The organism is Pseudomonas taiwanensis (assembly GCF_013393345.1).
Lineage (GTDB): Bacteria > Pseudomonadota > Gammaproteobacteria > Pseudomonadales > Pseudomonadaceae > Metapseudomonas > Metapseudomonas resinovorans_C.
In genome coordinates, this window is record NZ_QJRF01000073.1 from 1 (window position 1) to 14,122 (window position 14,122).

At 60.9% G+C, this 14,122-nt stretch carries 11 protein-coding genes; 6 read left to right on the forward strand and 5 right to left on the reverse strand.

Annotated features, from left to right (window positions below):
- The coding region (locus tag DM872_RS24920; protein ID WP_179061917.1) for an aldehyde dehydrogenase family protein at positions 1-1,128 on the forward strand (1,128 nt) is incomplete at its 5' end.
- A gap of 109 nt (positions 1,129-1,237) precedes the next feature.
- Here the strand turns inward: DM872_RS24920 and DM872_RS24925 are convergent.
- Together DM872_RS24925 and DM872_RS24930 are read right to left on the reverse strand one after the other, a co-directional pair.
- Positions 1,238-1,489, reverse strand: coding sequence for a hypothetical protein (locus DM872_RS24925; protein ID WP_179061918.1), 252 nt, complete (start codon positions 1,487-1,489; stop codon positions 1,238-1,240).
- A gap of 164 nt (positions 1,490-1,653) precedes the next feature.
- The gene (locus DM872_RS24930) at positions 1,654-2,607 is read right to left on the reverse strand and encodes a DMT family transporter (RefSeq protein ID WP_179061919.1); all 954 of its coding nucleotides are present in this window, start codon (positions 2,605-2,607) and stop codon (positions 1,654-1,656) included.
- 186 nt (positions 2,608-2,793) lie between these two features.
- Here DM872_RS24930 and DM872_RS24935 point away from each other — a divergent pair, with 186 nt between their 5' ends.
- From DM872_RS24935 to arcD, 3 genes are all read left to right on the forward strand, one after another.
- Positions 2,794-3,666, forward strand: coding sequence for a LysR family transcriptional regulator (locus tag DM872_RS24935; protein WP_179061920.1), 873 nt, complete (start codon positions 2,794-2,796; stop codon positions 3,664-3,666).
- A 400-nt stretch (positions 3,667-4,066) separates the two neighbouring features.
- Positions 4,067-4,741 (forward strand): MarC family NAAT transporter, encoded by a 675-nt coding sequence (locus tag DM872_RS24940; RefSeq protein ID WP_179061921.1) that lies wholly within the window; start codon positions 4,067-4,069, stop codon positions 4,739-4,741.
- 371 nt (positions 4,742-5,112) lie between these two features.
- Positions 5,113-6,603 carry an arginine-ornithine antiporter gene (gene arcD / locus DM872_RS24945; RefSeq protein WP_256873470.1) on the forward strand — a complete coding sequence of 497 codons (1,491 nt, stop codon included), beginning with the start codon at positions 5,113-5,115 and terminating at the stop codon, positions 6,601-6,603.
- A gap of 139 nt (positions 6,604-6,742) precedes the next feature.
- Here the strand turns inward: arcD and DM872_RS24950 are convergent, their stop codons facing one another.
- The 3 genes from DM872_RS24950 to DM872_RS24960 form a co-directional block, all read right to left on the reverse strand.
- Positions 6,743-11,119: a response regulator gene (locus DM872_RS24950; RefSeq protein WP_179061922.1), complete on the reverse strand. Its 4,377-nt coding sequence runs from the start codon at positions 11,117-11,119 to the stop codon at positions 6,743-6,745.
- Between the two features lie 89 nt (positions 11,120-11,208).
- Complete coding sequence (locus DM872_RS24955) at positions 11,209-12,345, reverse strand: response regulator (RefSeq protein WP_218649601.1); 1,137 nt, start codon at positions 12,343-12,345, stop codon at positions 11,209-11,211.
- Positions 12,342-12,824, reverse strand: a complete 483-nt coding sequence (locus tag DM872_RS24960; protein WP_179061916.1) for a hypothetical protein — start codon at positions 12,822-12,824, stop codon at positions 12,342-12,344. Before DM872_RS24960 ends, DM872_RS24955 begins: the two co-directional genes overlap by 4 nt.
- A gap of 93 nt (positions 12,825-12,917) precedes the next feature.
- Between DM872_RS24960 and DM872_RS24965 the strand changes: the two genes are divergently transcribed.
- Both DM872_RS24965 and betI read left to right on the forward strand, forming a co-directional pair.
- On the forward strand, positions 12,918-13,253 hold the full coding sequence (locus DM872_RS24965; protein WP_179061923.1) for a hypothetical protein: 336 nt from the start codon (positions 12,918-12,920) through the stop codon (positions 13,251-13,253).
- 255 nt (positions 13,254-13,508) lie between these two features.
- A complete protein-coding gene (betI, locus tag DM872_RS24970; RefSeq protein WP_256873471.1) occupies positions 13,509-14,120 on the forward strand; it encodes a transcriptional regulator BetI in 612 nt (203 codons plus the stop codon).
- Positions 14,121-14,122 lie beyond the last annotated feature (2 nt).

Here is a 14,122-nt window from a genome sequence, read left to right on the forward strand (position 1 = left end):
GTCGAGTTCATGCGCTACATGGCCGGCTGGGCGACCAAGATCGAAGGTCAGACCATGGACGTGTCCATCCCGATCCCGCCGGGCTCGCGCTTCACCGCCTTCGCTCGTCGTGAGCCGGTGGGCGTGGTTGCCGGCATCGTGCCGTGGAACTTCCCGCTGATGATCACCACCTGGAAGGCCATGCCGGCGCTGGCTACCGGCTGCACCGTGGTCATCAAGCCCGCCAGCGAAACCCCGCTGACCGCCCTGCGCCTGGCCGAACTGGCCTTCGAAGCGGGCATCCCGGCCGGCGTGTTCAACGTCGTCACCGGCGGCGGCAGCACCGTGGGCAACGCCCTGGCGTCGCACCCGCTGATCAGCAAGGTGTCCTTCACCGGTTCCACCGCCGTGGGCAAGAGCGTCGGCGTGGCCTGCATGGAGAACATGACCCGCTTCGCCCTGGAGCTGGGTGGCAAGAACCCGATGATCCTGCTGGCCGATGCCGATGTGGAGAAGGCCGTGCAGGGCGCGCTGCTCGGCGGCCTGCTGAACAACGGCCAGGTCTGCGCCGCGGCCTCGCGCTTCTACGTGCACCAGTCCATCTACGAGCCTTTCGTTCAGGGTCTGGCCGCTGCGGTGAAGGGCCTGTCCATCGGTCCGGGCATGGACCAGGACGCGGCGATCAACCCGCTGGTGTCATTCAAGCAGCAGCAGAACGTGCTCAAGCACATCGACCTGGCCCGCCAGGAAGGCGCCCGCGTGGTCGCCGGTGGCGAGCGTCTGGAAGGCGACGGCTTCTTCGTCCAGCCCACTGTGCTGGCCGACGTGAACCACGAGATGACCGTGTCGCGCGAGGAAGTCTTCGGCCCGGTGCTGTCGGTGATCCCCTTCACCGATGAGGACGCCATGATCGAACTGGCCAACGACAGCGTGTACGGCCTGGCCGCCAGCCTGTGGACCAACGACCTGTCCAAGGCGATGAACCTGGTTCCGCGCATCGAGGCCGGCACCGTGTGGGTCAACGCGCACGTGCTGCTGGACCCGAACATGCCCTTCGGCGGCGTCAAGCAGTCCGGCATGGGCCGCGAGTTCGGCCGTGCCGTGATCGAGGCGTACACCGAGCTGAAGTCGGTCTGCATTGCCCACTGATGCGAAACGCTGGCGGGCCTCGGGCCTGCCAGCTTCATTTCAGGCTGGAAAAGCAGGGGAAGTCTCGCTTTCAGACGAAAACGAAGACGAAAGATCAGAGCCCGCGTGCTCACTCTTTTGAACGTTGGGATGCGATGGCCAGTTCGATCTCGAACAGCAGTTGATCAACCGTTGCATCCAGCGCCCCCGGACCGGTCAGGTCAGCCGTGTTCACGCCCGTAATTCGCGCCGCTTCACGGGTCTTCTCGTTCCTCAGATAGACGTCGATCAGGTGTTTGCCAGTGAACTCACACTGCACCATGAAGCCAGGTAGCGTCTCGGAAATCTGCGTTTGTAGTCGTTGCTGGAGCCTCTGCTTCATCGGTCCTCCAGAAGCCTCCGCTTCCACTTCGCCTTTGAGCCGGTTTCAGTCGCCTTTGCTCAGGATAACGCTCAGAGCGTACTCCGACGTCTTACCTGCCAAACGGCACTAACGGGGCTCCCCTTCCCCTGTCAAATGCACAGATTTTGCAGTCGCGCAGCCACTCAATGCGCCACTGCGAGCTTGCCGGAATGGCCATGGAACACGCCGATGGCTTTCACCACCCCGAAAACGATGAGTGCAATACCCAGGGCCTCCGGAGTCGTCGGCCACCGGTGATGGAACAGCAGGCCCAGGCACGTGGCGAACACCATCTCCAGGGACAGCAGCTGGCTGGCGAGCGTTATGGGAAGACGCTGGGACGCAAGGGTCCAGGCCCACGCGCCGCCCATCGAGGCAACGGCAGCAAGCAGGAGCGCCGGCAGATAGAGATGGCTGATGGCGCTCGCTCCTAACCCCAGGGAGGGCGCGTTGAACACTTCCAGGCTTGCTCCGATGGGGATGAACACGAGGGTTTGCAGACCCCCTCCGACCATCATCATGGAGGTCCAGACCCATGCATTCATGCCGGGGCGTTTCTTCAGGGCCCGCCGGTTGGCAAGTCCGAACCAAACCCACAGCGCCACGGCTGCGACGGAAGCCCCGATTCCGATAGCCAGCGAGGGGTGCGAGAGCCCTTCAGCCGCTGCAACGCTCTGGCCATTCACCAGAAGCAGTCCGAGGGCAGCCAGTCCAAACGGCACCTGGAGCAATCGCCAGGAGATTCCACCCTCGACATTCCCGCTGATGGCCAACGCGACGGGCACCAGCCCCAGAAAGGCCGGCGCGATGACCGGCCCCGCATAGGTAGCCGCCACGGCAACCGCCATGAAGTACCCCACATACCCGATGAATCCCAGCCCGGCGGCGGTGAGCCAGTCTTTCCAACCCAGCCGTCGGCAGGATTCGAAATTGGCCAGCAGAATCACCGCACCAATCAATCCGGAGATGATGTATCTGCAGGCCGCAAGATCGAAGATCGAATATTCGCCGATGAAAAGTGGCGCGACGAAGTTCATCGACCACGTGAGGGAGGCGAATGTCGCGGCAGCAATGCCAGTCGTGAATGTGGGTTTCATCGCTACGCTCTCGAATGGATGTGACTGCATGCCGGATCGTCCTTTCTCGACCCGGCAGATCGGCGAGATCGGTCCCGCCGGACGCATTCTCTGACCTGTACGAAAGAATTGGAATTCGTTGAATTTTCCAGGGACCTGTTCCATAACGGAACAAAAAAAGGGGCTCCGATGGACAGGTACAGCGACATGGCAATCCTGGTTGCGGTGGTGGACGCAGGTGGTTTTTCACCGGCCGCGCGCAGGCTTGGAATGACCCACTCGGCCATCAGCAAGCGCGTTCAGCGGCTGGAGGATCGGCTCGGTATCCAGCTCTTGTTGCGCACGACGCGGATGGTGGCACTGACGGATGCTGGAGAGCGGTTTGTGCGCGAAGCACGGCCGATCCTCGCGGATATCCAGGCCCTGGAAGCTGCCGTGTTGCTCGATTCCGATGCGCCACGGGGCATGTTGAGAGTGACCTCTTCAAATGCCTTCGGTCACCACCATGTAGTGCCTGCCGTCGTCGACTTCATGCGGATCTACCCGGATATAAAAGTGAACCTGACCCTGACGGACGCCATTGTCGATGTCAGGCACGAACGCATCGATGTCGCGATAAGGAGCGGCGCGCTATCCGACCCAAGTCTGGTCGCGCAGAAACTGGCATCGAATGAACGCATTATTTGCGCCTCCCCCCGCTACCTCGAGTTGCACGGAATGCCGGCCAAACCTGCCGCTCTATCGGAGCACCTGTGCTTGAAACTCAACTTTGAAAGCCGCTTCAACGATTGGGAGTTTCGTTCCGCGTCGAACCGGGAGATTCGACTGGAGGGAAGCTTCTCCTGCAACAGTGTCGAGGCCATTCGCACCCTATGCCTGGCCGGTGCAGGGATAGCCCGTCTTCCAGCGTTCATGGTGCGCGACGACCTGGAGTCAGGCCGCCTGCTCGCGCTGCTAGAGGATTTTTCACGGTCATCAGACTCCGCCATCTATGCACTGCGGGCTCCAAGCAATTTCGTCCCGGCCCGGACGCGGGCGTTCATCGATTTCCTGTCAGAGCGGTTCGCGTCGACGCCTTGAGTGAAGGTTTTTTTGTGGGGGCGAATTCATTCGCCAAGGGCCGCGCAGCGGCCCCGTAGGTTGGTGCTGAGCGCAGCGAAGCCCAACACATCAGACTCCGAGCCCACCCGCTTCCCTCACCCCAACCCCGCTCTGCGCCCCGGCCTGATCGCTTCGCGCTCAGGCGTTCATCGGCACTGGAAGCGGTGCTTCCAAAAGCGTGCCTCGTCACCCCAGAGGGAGAGGGAGCTGTCCGTGCAAATCTCAACACCGCACCAACCTTGTGGCGGCGAATCGGCCCACCCGAACGGGATGCAATCACTTCGGCGTCTATATTGAGATGCGATACCGACGCAATCGATATCCATAGCCAAGCGTTGGCGTAGAGAGAATCACCGGAATACTTTCAGGATGGCGAAGCATGGGTGACTTGTTCGACGCCGTTTTGCTGGGATTGCTGGCTTTGTTGCCATTGATAAACCCACCTACCACCGTGGCGCTTTTTCTCGCCCTTTCACGGGGACTTACTCGGGAAGAGAAGAACAAACAGGCATTCCTGACAGCACTTAATGTCTTTCTCATCATGATATTCACCTACTACATAGGTGAACTGATCATGGATGTTTTCAATATTTCCATACCGGGCTTGAGAATTGCGGGCGGAGGAATTCTGATAATAATTGGCGCAAGAATGCTTTTTCCTCAACCCGTACAACCCTCCGCCTCGGGCAACGGGGAAGCAGAACGAGCCAGTTTCGCGTTCGTTCCGCTGGCCATGCCCAGCACGGCTGGGCCGGGCACCATTGCGCTGATCATCAGCGCTTCGGCCACTCTCAAGCACAGTACGAACTTTCCGCACTGGGTAATACTGACGGCCCCGCCGTTAATCTTCCTTTCAACCGCGCTGATACTCTGGGGTTGTCTGCGGGCATCGGATCTGATCATGAAGATTACCGGTCCGTCAGGCATTGATGCCGTATCGCGCATCATGGGATTTCTGCTCGTATGCATGGGCGTTCAATTCGCCATCAATGGCTCGATAGAAATCGTACAAACCCTCATCAATAACAACGTGCAACTACTTCGCCATCCATGAACTCATCCAGCGTCCACCAGCGACTATGTTCACTCGCCATGGAATATCCATCTCAGGAAATAACCTGTCGGATCTCCCACCCGTCGCTACACTAACACTGCTTTCGACAGCGGAAGCCGGGACACGGGAGCGGCAAGTAGCCGTATGGAACTGATCCCTCCCGACCAGGCGAAGCTGTCGCGACATGACTTCGGAGATCCAAAGAGCAGTGCCCGGCTGCGGGGCGCGAGTTGAAGCGAACCAACTCCAGCAGTGATACAGGCAGTCTGTTCGGTGGCGTGGACCACTCGAAGGGTCATGCTGTGCGGTAAAGACCATTCTTGCTGGCCGGCCATTCATTTGCGCGATGCCATTTCGGCAAGGAGCTTTTCATGGTCGACTCAACCAGCAACATAGACCTGGGCAAGCAGGCGGAGCCCGGTAAACAGACAGAGGTCGCTACCTCCAGCGACAAACTGAAAGTGGGTGCACTGATCGCCCTGGTCGTCGGCTCGATGGTAGGCGGTGGCATCTTCTCACTGCCGCAAAACATCGCTAACAGCGCCAGTGCCGGAGCCACCCTGATCGGCTGGCTCATCACCGGGGTCGGCATGCTGATGCTGGCCTTCGTGTTCCAGACCCTCGCCAACCGCAAGCCCAAGCTCGACGGCGGGGTGTATGCCTACGCCAAGGCCGGATTCGGCGACTACATGGGCTTCTCTTCGGCCTGGGGCTACTGGATCAGCGCCTGGATCGGCAACGTCAGTTACATGGTGCTGCTGTTCGGCACGCTGGGTTTCTTTTTCCCCATCTTCGGCGAGGGCAACACCCTGCCCGCGATGGCCTGTGCGTCGGTGCTGCTGTGGTTCCTGCACTTCCTGGTACTGCGGGGAATCAAGGAAGCCGCCTTCATCAACACCCTGACCACCATCGCCAAGATGGTGCCGCTGGCTCTGTTCATCGTCATCGCCGCTATAGCCTTCAAGATGGATGTGTTCACCTCCGACTTCTGGGGCGCCGGTAACAGCGACCTGGGTACGGTGATGAACCAGGTCCGGAACATGATGCTGGTCACTGTCTGGGTATTCATCGGCATTGAAGGCGCCAGCATCTTCTCCGCGCGCGCCGAGAAGCGTAGCGATGTCGGCAAAGCCACCGTGGTCGGCTTCGTTGCGGTGCTCCTGCTGCTGGTTCTGGTGAATGTTCTGTCCCAGGGGATCATGGCCCAGGCTCAGTTGGCTGGCCTGAAAAACCCGTCGATGGCAGGCGTGCTGGAAAGTGTGGTCGGCCATTGGGGCGCCGTCCTCATCAGCGTCGGGCTGATCGTTTCCCTCGCCGGTGCGCTGTTGTCGTGGACGCTGCTGTGTGCCGAAATTCTGTTTGCCAGTGCCCGCGATCACACCATGCCGGAGTTCCTCCGCAAGGAGAACGCAAACCAGGTCCCGGCCAATGCCTTGTGGCTGTCCAACGGGCTGATCCAGCTGTTCCTGATCATCACCCTGTTCAACAGCTCCACCTACCTGAGCCTGCTGTACCTGGCGACTTCGATGATCCTCGTGCCGTACTTCTGGTCAGCCGCCTATGCCCTGCTGCTGGCGTACCGTAATGAGACCTACGAACAGGCGCCTGGCGAACGAACCAAGGACCTGGTGATCGCCCTGGTCGCGGTGCTCTATGCCGTCTGGCTGGTGTACGCGGCAGGCGTGCAATACCTGCTGCTGTCGGCCCTCCTCTATGCACCGGGCGCCATCCTGTTCGCCAAGGCCAAGCGCGAGCTGGGCCAGCCGGTGTTCACCGGGGTGGAGAAGGTGATTTTCCTGGTGGTACTGATCGGCGCCCTGATCGCCGGCTACGGCCTCTACAGCGGCTTCCTCAGCCTCTGATCGAGGACGGTCCATGGCGGGCGGAACTCCGTGCCGCCCGCCATGGACCTGCAGGCGCTGCAACGTCATTGGCTATAGCCCTGTAGGAGCTGGCTTGCCAGCGAAAAGGGGCCATTAGCTGGCAAGCCAACTCCTACGGTCATTCGCCGATGGCGTTGCGGTCCAGCTGTTCCAACTGGTCCAGCAGCGCCAGGGCCTGGTCGAAGTCGAAAGAATCCACTGCCTTTGCAACACGCCTCAGGGTGTCCTCCCCCGGTCGGCCTCGAAACTGCTCGCAGATTTCCGTGATGAGCTCTTCAGCGGCCGTATCACTTTGCGCCAGGCAGTGCCGGAGGCGATCGAACAGGTCGGACAGCTGGGCCCGCTCGCTCTCGCTGGAATCGCCAGTTGACTCGGGGGCATTGTCGAGCGCGGTGAGCCCCTGAACGACGCTTGCCAGGTCAGTCAGCAATTCCTCCAACAAGGTGTCGATTCGCTCAGCCGGGGCGTTCTGCCGGCAGGCCTGTTCCAGCCGAGCGGCTGACTCCACTACCCCCAACGCCCCGATGTTCGCAGCGGCACCCCGCAGGCTATGGGCGGTGCGCTGGGCGGCGGTGGGATCATTGCCGCGACGCGCTTCTGCGAAGAGGTTGGCGAAGTCCCGCTGGCCATCACGAAACTTCAGCAACAACCGGTGATAAAGGGACAGCTTGCCACTGCAGGTGGCGAGCCCTTTCTGCTGGTCGATGCCGGGCAATGCAGGCAGGGTCGACTGCACGGTGGGAGCGGTCTGCCTCGGTGCCAGGGTGCGGGCCTGGGCAGGGGTGATCCAGCGCGCCAGCGTGGCGAACATCGTGTCCAGGTTCAGCGGTTTGGCAATGTGATCGTCCATGCCCGCGTCCAGCGCCAGCTGACGATCGCCAGCGAGGTTGTTGGCGGTCATGGCGATGATCGGAATGCTCGTCAGTTGCGGCCGCTGGCGAATCGCACGGGTCGCCTCGTAGCCATCCACCAAGGGCATCTGGCAATCCATGAGAATCCCGTCGAAGCGCTGATCCACTGCCAGCAGATCGAGCGCTTCCTGGCCGTTGCTGACCAGTACGGTCTCGATGCCGGCATCCGTGAGCAGCTCCACCGCCAGCTCCTGATTCAATGGGTTATCTTCCGCCAGCAGCACGCGGCTGCCGGCGAGAGCCGCCTTGGCGCTCTCGGTCTGGCCATGACGTTCGGTGCTGCGGGTTTCCGCCGGGGACGTACCGCCCAGCACCTGGTTGATCGCTTCCAGCAGTGAGGACGGCGTCACCGGTTTGGTGAGCACGAAGTCCAGCGTCACGCCCTGCACACGCGCGGCATCGAGGGCGTCCTCCCGTCCGAACGCGGTCACCATGATCACCGCGGGCACGTCCCCGCCACCGTCGTTAAGCTCGCGCACGGCCTCGACACCATCGAGTTCCGGCATCTTCCAGTCGATCAGCAAGAGCCGGTAAGGCAGCCCTTTTTGCGTGGCGCGGTTCAACAACTGCAGGGCCTCGCGTCCGGTGCGCGCAACGTCCACTTCCAGTCCGAAGCTCTTAGCCATGGTCGAGAGGATTTCCCGGGCCGAGGCATTGTCATCGACCACCAGCACACGCAAGCCCAATAGCTCATCAGCGCGCATGACCCGCCGTGGCCGCGCATGTTCCTGGCGGCCGAAGCGCGCGTTGAAATGGAAGGTTGAGCCACGGTCAGGCTCGCTTTCTACCCAGATGCGGCCCTGCATCAGTTCCACCAGTTTCTGCGAGATCGCCAGACCCAGGCCGGTACCGCCATATTTGCGTGAAGTGGACGAATCGGCCTGCATGAAGGACTGGAAGATGCGCTCGCACTGCTCCGGCGTCATCCCGATACCGCTGTCCCTGACCCAGAAGTGCAGCTCGACGTCCGTTTCGGCGGCCGCGACCTGTTCGACACCCACCACGATTTCCCCGGTTTCGGTGAACTTGACCGCATTGTTTCCGAGGTTGATCAGTACCTGGCCGAGGCGCAGCGGGTCCCCCAGCAGCGCAGTGGGCAAGTCGTAGTCGAGCTGGAACAGCAACTCCAGCTGCTTCTCCTCGGCCTTGAAGCCAACCACGCTGGCGAAGTGGTCCATCACATCTTCGAGTCGGAAGCCGATTCGCTCGACGTCCATCGCCCCGGCTTCGATCTTCGAGAAGTCGAGGATGTCATTGATGATGCCCAGCAGGTTTTCCGCGGAGAGGTTGATCTTCTCCACGTAGTTACGCTGCTTGCGGTCCAGCTCGGTCTTCAGGGCCAGGCAGCTCATGCCGATGATGACGTTCATCGGTGTGCGGATCTCGTGGCTCATATTGGCCAGGAAGTGACTCTTGGCTTGCGTCGCTTCCTCGGCCAGCTGCTTGGCGCGGAGCATGGCCCGTTCCGCTGCCTTTCGTTGGGTAATGTCGATGTGCCAACCGAGAACTCCAAACTCGCCGCGATACTGCATCGGCAGATAGGTGGCGAGCATTTCGCGTTCGCGGCCCTGGCTGTCGTACATCTGCACCTCGCGTTCGTAGTAGGGCTCGCCAGTCTGGAGATGGGCCCACACATCGTCCCGGTCGAGCAGATTGACGTAGATCTGCGGCACCATGTCGCCAGCGGTAAGGCCGAAGGTTTCGACGAACCTCGGGTTGGCAAAATGGATCTGGCCCTGGGTTGCGAACGCGACGCTTACCGGACTGCGGTCCAGAATGCTCTTCAGGCGTTCCTCGCTTTCCAGAATCACGGCTTCCATGGCACGTCGTTCGCTGATGTCACGGACCGACGCGCAGACGCACAGCTCATGGTTGTGCAGCTCCGGCAGCCTTGAGAGGCCGATCTCCACCGAGAACTGGGTGCCGTCCTTGCGCAGTCCCCGCAGATCCGTGTTGGTGCCACCCATCTGGCGGGTATGACCTTGCTCGAAGTATTGCTTGCGCAGTGGCTCGTGCTTGGCCCTGGAGGCTTCCGGCACCAGTTGCTCCACGCCGACGCCGATCAGCTCGCCGCTGCCATAACCGAACAGCTCTTCCAGCTTGGGATTGGCGAGGATGATGGCGCCACTGCGATCCACCACCATCATGCCGTCAGGCGCCGATTCGATGATGCTTCGATACCAGGCTTTGGTGGTCTGGATGATTTGCTGCTGCGCCTCCATCTGCGCCGCCTGCTCGCGGGTCTCGGCCAGCAGTTGGTGGGTGTGCAAGGTGCGTTCCAGAATTTCGGCGCTCATCACCAGCAGCGGGAGGAGTTCGTCGAGCAGGCTCTGCTGATTGGGCTCCAACGGACGGAAGCTGGCCAGCTCCAGCACACCCAGCAGGCGTTCGCCGCGCAGTAGCGGCAGGATAGTCACCACCGCGGGCGCCGTCTCACCCAGGCTGGAGCTTATGTGCAGGTAGTCGGCCGGAGTTTGCTCCAGTGTGATGGTCCGTCGTTCCTGCGCGCACTGGCCGACCAGTCCTTCGCCCAGACGCAGATGGCGCGGCGGCGGTGATTGGGTGGAGCCTGCATAGCACCCGAGCAAGATCAGGCGGTGATGGGCTTCGTCATGGCCGTACGCGGTGGCGCTTCCGATACCCAGCAGCGGCGCAATGGCCCCGAGGAACCGCTCGCTCAGCTCAGTGAAATCGTTCGCCGATTGCAGGTCGCGGCTGATGGCCGCCACATGGGTCTTGACCCAGCGCTGGGCCGCCATCTGCTGGGCCTCGGATTGAAGCGACAGCAGTGCCCGGGAAAGGCCGCCGATTTCATTGGGGTAGTCCTGAAAAGGCACCTCAACATCAAGATTGCCGCGGCTCAGCGCGTCCACAGTCTTGCGCAGGCTTTCGGCCGGCCGGCGGATGGACAGGCTGATGAAATAACCGAAGAGAATGCCGCCGAGCATTCCCAGCACCAGCAGCCACAAAGTCAGCTGCACGCTTCGATCGAGCCGCTCGGCCGCCGAAGCCACACCGATGTCGGCCCCTTCGCGCTTGAGTCTGGCTATCTGCGTAAGCGCTTGGGCGGCTGCGGCTCCTGCGCGCAAGAACGCTGGCGAATCGATCAGGGCGCTGGCGGCAAGCCGCGCACTTTCCGCGCTGCGGGAAGCGCTCTCAACCTGCAGCTCCAGCACTTTATCCAGATGTCGCTGGTATTCCGCGAAGGCCATGTCGAAACGAAGGAGGTTCTGCTGATTCTGCGCGCGGAAGACGAGAGGCCGCGCCAGGTCCATCTCGCGGCCAAGCAACTCGATGGCATCGGTCAGTTCTCGCTGCGCGCCGGAGCGCTCCTTGTCATCGCTGGCCAGCACCGACTGGCGCAGATGCAGGCCTATCTCCGCAAGCGCGACCCGCGCGGAATCGATATGGACGAGGCCCAGCATGTCCTGTGAGTAGATCTGGCGGATTTGCTGGTTCTGCAGGTATTGCACACGCAGGCTGTACAGCCCCAGAAACAGCGCCAGCAGAAGAATCCCGCCGAAGCCGAACTGCAGTTTCAGGCGCAGGGGCAAACGCTGCAAAAAGTCGAACGGAGACATCATCTGAATTCGCCTTTATGAGCAGGCCGCCAGACAGGGTGGCTCGGGTAACGCAATCGACTGTGTCCGAAAGCGCCTCACTCGGGTGCGCTTCACGCCCCTCTGCTGGCCTTGGCCTTCAAATCCTGCTCACTGTCGGCGTAGCGCTCGGCGATGGCCTGGAACTGCTCCTTTATCGCCAGGAAAGCGTCGACCACATCCGGGTCGAAATGACGGCCCCGCTCCTCGCTGATCAACGCGACAGCGTCTTCATGGCTGATACCGGGCTTGTAGACGCGACGGCTGATCAGCGCGTCATAGACGTCCGCCACCGCCATCAGGCGTGCCGATAGCGGAATCCGGTCGCCTGCCCTGCCCTCGGGATAACCGCTACCGTCCCATTTTTCCTGATGGCCATAGGCGATCTCCTTGGCCAGCCGCAGGAAGGGAACCTCCACGCCGAGTTGATCTTCAGCGCGCTGCAGGGCATCGCGGCCGAGCGTCGTATGTGTCTTCATGACCTCGAACTCTTCCATCGTCAGCCGCCCCGGCTTGAGCAGGATGCTGTCGGGAATACCGATTTTGCCGATGTCATGAAGCGGTGCTGACTTGTACAACAGGCGACGGGTATCCGCGTCCAGCTCAGCGGCAAAACGAGGGTGATCCTTCAAGTGCTCAGCGAGTGCCTGAACGTAATGCTGGGTGCGCCGGATATGGTTGCCGGTCTCGTTGTCGCGGGTCTCGGCAAGGGACGCGAGGGCCTGGATGGTGACGTCCTGGATCGCAATCACCTCTTCTGTGCGCCGGGCGACCTCCTGTTCGAGGAAGTCGTTCTGATCGCGCAGAAAGTCGGCCGCAGCCTTGATCTTCAGGTGGTTATCCACCCGCAGCAGAACCGTGGGCGGATTGATCGGCTTGGTGATGTAGTCGACCGCGCCGAGTTCGAGCCCGCGCAGCTCGTCCTCGATCGCCCCCTGGGTGGTGAGGAAGATGACCGGGATATCACGGGTATGGGGTTGCGCCTTGAGCTGGCGGCAGACATCGAATCCGGAGAGGCCCGGCATCATCACGTCGAGCAGGATGAGATCGGGCTTGTCGTCGCTGCCTGCGATCTGCAGAGCCTTGTCTCCGTCGCGCGCAGCCTTGACCCGATAGATGACTTTCAGCAGGTCAGCCAGCAGGGTCAGGTTGTCAGGGGTATCGTCCACGATCAGGACTGTGGGTTTTTCGCCAAGACTTGCCGGATTCATCTCCATTTCTCCCCAAGTGGATATTGCCCTGCGTCTTCCATCCGTACTCCGGAACCGGCGTGCGAAGTCAGTATAGATAAGCGTTCGGTTATTCCAGGGATTTGACCGCTCGACTGCTGTCCGCCCTTGATCGATATGCCCGCAGCGTCCGACCGGACCTGCCTGACCAGGTTGGCGGGGTTCGGCGTCAGCCATTCATCGACACGCTCCCCGGTTTCTGGCCGTTGAGCCATATTAAGAATCCCGCGCGTCTGCGTTGCACCCTGCAGGAGGCCGCCATGAATCGACGAGACTTCCCCGGGCATGCTGCCTGGACAGAAATCCACATCAATGGTGATCACGTTCTGGCATTCATCGCCATCAAGCCGCATCACCTCGATATCGAACCCCACCTCCATCAGGTATATGACCGAACGCAGTTCAAACGACGGACTGATGCTGTGCTTGCTGCGCGGGACGCACTCAGCAAGTTGCTGCACATCGATGAGGACGGATGTCCTGTATTCAGCTCTCCCGAGTGCTGAGCCGCCAACTCGGCAATCGTTGTTCCCTTCGGGTTGAGGAGCCCAACCATGAACACCGCTAGCGAAAATCGGGACATTGAAGTTCGCTTCGAAGAGTTGATGCCGGGATTTCACTGCGTCGTGACACGGCAAGAAGATGGGGCGATAAACCTGCAGCTGGAAAGCCTCACCAGCCACCACATGATCGTGCTACCGGCCTTGGACCCAGCGCTCTGGGATACAGCCGAGAAATTGCAGAACTTGTGCAAACAGATCGCAGAGGAGTTTGCGATTTTCTGCGAAGAGTCGCCCCCGACAGACGCCCCTCCTACGCCGTATCGGATAAAAGACGGGCTATTGGAGAGGCTGTACACGATCCTGGACTCGCTGCGCGGGCCCGCATAGGAAGGGGGCGATTCAGTTCGGTCTGAACCGTAGGGTGCGCTGTGCGCACCCTATCGGATTGGCTTTATCCCGCCGTTCGCGCGTTCCTCGCCCCTCGCCCTTCCTGCAAAAATTTCGCATTCCAGGCTGATCCGCTCTAGCTCGGCCCTTTCCACGCCCCATAAACCAGCATCTTCAGCAGTGCTTGCTCGCGCGCAGATTTTTTCTTGCACGGCCGGCAAAACGGGTGCTAATTTTTTATTCATTGAGCGACCAATGAAAAAAAGAGACCGCACCATGCCAAAGGTAGGAATGCAGGAAATACGCAAGAAGCAGTTGGTGGAGGCCACGCTCTCGCTGATTGGCGAGCAGGGCCTTGCCGGTACGAGCATGGCGCAGGTGAGCGCGAGATCGGGTATGTCCAACGGGATAGTGCATCACTACTTCTCGGACAAGAACGCCCTGCTCGAAGCGACCCTGCGAGAGCTCAACAAGCGAATCAACACCGAGATCTTCAATCACCTCCGGCAATCCACGACGCCTTCCGAACGGGTTCAGGCCTTCGTTGAAGGCAACGTCAGCGCATTGAACCTGACACGCGAGAACGTCGCCGCCTGGTTGGCCTTCTGGGCGCAAGTTCCCCAGTCACCGCAGTTCCAGCGGATCCAGAACATCGTGGCGCGCCGCAGCCACTCACTGCTTTTCCATGCTTTGGCGAAAAGCATGGACAAGACCACGGCTCGATATAAGGCCCAGATGATCGCGGTGTTCATCGACGGCCTGTGGTTGCGGGCAGCAGTGGACCCTACTCCGGAAACGATCGGCGAATCCCGCCGCCTGGCTTATGAGTTCCTGAACAACCTCCTTGGTTTTGACCTGAAGGTGTAGAT

Coding starts and splice junctions, on each gene's coding strand:
- DM872_RS24965 (WP_179061923.1), top strand. CDS start 12,918: ATGAACACCGCTAGCGAAAATCGGGACATTGAAGTTCGCTTCGAAGAG.
- DM872_RS24950 (WP_179061922.1), bottom strand. CDS start 11,119: ATGATGTCTCCGTTCGACTTTTTGCAGCGTTTGCCCCTGCGCCTGAAA.
- betI (WP_256873471.1), top strand. CDS start 13,509: ATGAAAAAAAGAGACCGCACCATGCCAAAGGTAGGAATGCAGGAAATA.
- DM872_RS24940 (WP_179061921.1), top strand. CDS start 4,067: ATGGGTGACTTGTTCGACGCCGTTTTGCTGGGATTGCTGGCTTTGTTG.
- DM872_RS24925 (WP_179061918.1), bottom strand. CDS start 1,489: ATGAAGCAGAGGCTCCAGCAACGACTACAAACGCAGATTTCCGAGACG.
- DM872_RS24955 (WP_218649601.1), bottom strand. CDS start 12,345: ATGAATCCGGCAAGTCTTGGCGAAAAACCCACAGTCCTGATCGTGGAC.
- DM872_RS24935 (WP_179061920.1), top strand. CDS start 2,794: ATGGCAATCCTGGTTGCGGTGGTGGACGCAGGTGGTTTTTCACCGGCC.
- DM872_RS24930 (WP_179061919.1), bottom strand. CDS start 2,607: ATGAAACCCACATTCACGACTGGCATTGCTGCCGCGACATTCGCCTCC.
- arcD (WP_256873470.1), top strand. CDS start 5,113: ATGGTCGACTCAACCAGCAACATAGACCTGGGCAAGCAGGCGGAGCCC.